Consider the following 3,129-nt stretch of genomic DNA (forward strand, 5'->3'; position numbering starts at 1 on the left):
GGGTTCAAGAACCTCGGGCACTACATCTTGCGATCCTTGATCCACTCCGGACAGCTGCACACCAAGATCAACGCACTCTAAAACCGGAAGAGCCCGTTTGGACAACGATCGTGTCTCCGTCGCCTTCCAGGAGGATGGCCGCACCTTGGCTGCCCTCTACTCTTCCGACGCGAAGAAAGAAGGAGCGGAACCGAACCCGGTGGCGTCGATGGCGAAGAACGAGGCAGCGACGGGCAACTCAGCCTTCTTCACCGACCCCACCACTGCCATTTGCGGACCAGTGATTTTCGTCGGCGCTGATGGCTCCGACATCACGGAAGAAGAAATCGGCCACGTCGAGGACGGCATTCGAGCTGCACGCAACTACAAAGACGACGAGCCGGAGGACTACAACCTGTGGCGCGGGGCGGTACTGAACCTGAACCGTTAGAAAGTGTGCGCTTGCTGAATTTGGTAATGCAAAATGACTTTTGATCGAGGAAAACGTCACTTTGCATTACCAAATCCGACACGCCAGTTTCTCTGAGGGGGATTCGCCGTCGTTGCGAGCTGGCACTCGCACGGGTAGAGTGCCAGTAGGTTGTTTGGAACACAGTTGTTCACCCGCGACGACGGCTGTGCAGGCATCGCAACCGGCACATCAATCTCAAAGGAGCTCTAATCGTGGCAAACATCAAGCCGCTGGAAGATAAGATTCTGGTCCAGATCAACGAAGCTGAGACCACCACCGCGTCCGGCCTGGTTATCCCTGATTCCGCTAAGGAGAAGCCACAGGAAGCAACCGTCATCGCTGTGGGCGCTGGCCGTTTCGATGAAGATGGCGACCGCATCCCTATGGATGTTAAGGAAGGCGACGTTGTCATCTTCTCCAAGTACGGCGGAACCGAGATTAAGTACCAGGGCCAGGAGTACCTCATTCTGTCCCAGCGTGACGTTCTCGCTGTAATCGAAAAGTAGGTCGCCCGTGCCAAAACTCATCGCATTTGACGAAGAGGCACGCCAGGGCATCCAGGCAGGCGTTGACGCACTTGCCGACGCAGTCAAGGTCACCCTCGGCCCACGCGGCCGAAACGTGGTCCTGGATAAGCCATTCGGCGGCCCAACCGTCACCAATGACGGCGTCACCATCGCCCGCGAGATCGACCTGGACGAGCCGTTCCAGAACCTTGGCGCGCAGCTGGTGAAGTCCGTGGCGGTCAAGACCAACGACATCGCTGGCGACGGCACCACCACCGCAACGCTGCTGGCCCAAGCCATGATCCAGGAAGGCCTGCGCAACGTTGCTGCCGGCGCCAACCCGATCGAGCTGAACAAGGGCATCGCTGCAGGTGCTGAGAAGGTAGTGGAGCTGCTGCAGGCTCGCGCTACCGAAGTTTCTTCTGCCGCCGAGATCGCCAATGTTGCTACTGTGTCTTCCCGCGATCCTGAGATCGGCGACATGGTTGCCGGCGCGATGGAGAAGGTCGGCAAGGATGGCGTCGTGACCGTGGAGGAGTCCCAGTCCATCGAGACTGTCCTCGACGTGACCGAAGGCGTGTCCTTTGAAAAGGGCTTTTTGTCCCCTTACTTCATCACCGACGTTGACGCCCAGCAGGCAGTGCTTGACGACGCCCTGGTCCTCCTTGTCCGCAACAAGATTTCCTCCCTGCCAGACTTCCTGCCAGTGCTGGAGAAGATCGTGGAGTCCGGCAAGCAGGTCCTGATCATCGCCGAGGACATCGACGGCGAGCCACTGCAGATGCTGGTGGTGAACTCCATCCGCAAGACCCTGAAGGTTGTTGCCGTGAAGTCCCCATACTTCGGTGACCGCCGTAAGGCCTTCATGGATGACCTGGCAGTGGTGACGAACGCTACCGTCATCGACCCAGAAGTCGGTATCAACCTGAACGACGCTGACCTGAGCATGTTCGGTTCTGCTCGTCGCATCACCGTGACCAAGGATCAGACCATCATCGTTGATGGCGCTGGTACCGCTGCGGCAGTGGAGGCTCGTCGCGAGCAGATCCGCCGCGAGATCGAGTCCACCGACTCCACCTGGGACAAGGAAAAGGCCGAAGAGCGCCTGGCTAAGCTGTCTGGCGGCATCGCCGTCATCAAGGTCGGCGCAGCCACCGAGACCGAGGTCAACGAGCGCAAGCTGCGCGTTGAAGATGCCATTAACGCGGCCCGCGCCGCTGCTCAGGAGGGCGTGATCGCCGGTGGCGGTTCTGCCCTGGTCCAGATCGCAGCCGAGCTGAAGGACTTTGCCGAGCAGTTCGACGGCGACGCCAAGATCGGTGTCCTGGCACTGTCCCGCGCCCTAGTGAAGCCGGCCTACTGGATCGGCACCAACGCGGGCGTTGACGGCGCAGTTGTTGTTGCTCGCACCGCAGAGCTACCAAATGGTGAAGGTTTCAACGCTGCCACCCTGGAGTACGGGAACCTGCTCGAGCAGGGAATTATCGATCCCGTGAAGGTCACCCACTCCGCAGTGGTGAACGCAACCTCCGTTGCACGGATGGTGCTCACGACCGAAGCGTCGGTTGTGGAGAAGCCAGTTGAGGAGACCCCGGACGTGGGTCACCACCACCATCACCACCACTAGGATTGGTGCTAAAAACGCAAAAGGCCTGCTTGCTAATAATGAGCGTAAGCAGGCCTTTCGTTGGTCAAGTAAAGAAAAGTGTGCCTCCGATTCGTGATCTCCGCAGCGTAACGACCCTAAAACCTGTGTTTATTGTTGGTTGGGAGCTATAAACCGGTCGATGCCCTTCAATACCGCGTTTTGCGCTTGTGGTGGGGTGTGTTGGTGAACAAAAACCGACCCTCCTGCCCAGTGCGCTGGGCCAATGAAGAAAAACGGCACCACAAGCAAAGGCACCACCAGGTGGCGATACAGCAATCGATCATGTGGCGCTTCCACTACCCGAAACACACAAGTTGCCACAAAAATGCTGCGACATTCCGCCAGTTCTACAACTGGATCACCGCCACCACCTCACTTGCCGCTATCGCAGCACATGCGGACCTCACCCGCCAAACCCTGCATCAACGCTTGGGCTGTGTCAAGTTTTGTTGACGGTTAGACCCGTTTGTTTTGGTTAGGCTGCAAGGGCCTCGGGGAGTAATTCGGGGCTGGGGGTCAGGAAA

At 58.5% G+C, this 3,129-nt stretch carries 3 protein-coding genes and 1 pseudogene; all 4 read left to right on the plus strand.

Annotated features, from left to right (window positions below; all coding sequences use genetic code 11):
• Positions 1–97 precede the first annotated feature (97 nt).
• Complete coding sequence (locus ACZ6ZO_RS12785) at positions 98–430, plus strand: hypothetical protein (protein ID WP_465293076.1); 333 nt, start codon at positions 98–100, stop codon at positions 428–430.
• A 233-nt stretch (positions 431–663) separates the two neighbouring features.
• The gene (gene groES, locus ACZ6ZO_RS12790) at positions 664–957 is read left to right on the plus strand and encodes a co-chaperone GroES (protein ID WP_156193160.1); all 294 of its coding nucleotides are present in this window, start codon (positions 664–666) and stop codon (positions 955–957) included.
• Between the two features lie 7 nt (positions 958–964).
• Complete coding sequence (gene groL, locus ACZ6ZO_RS12795) at positions 965–2,584, plus strand: chaperonin GroEL (RefSeq protein WP_465293079.1); 1,620 nt, start codon at positions 965–967, stop codon at positions 2,582–2,584.
• 204 nt (positions 2,585–2,788) lie between these two features.
• Positions 2,789–2,916 (plus strand): annotated as a pseudogene (locus ACZ6ZO_RS12800) (IS1/IS1595 family N-terminal zinc-binding domain-containing protein); the annotation flags it as partial.
• Between the last annotated feature and the right edge of the window lie 213 nt (positions 2,917–3,129).

The sequence above is a fragment of the Corynebacterium sp. NPDC104732 genome, assembly GCF_055583565.1.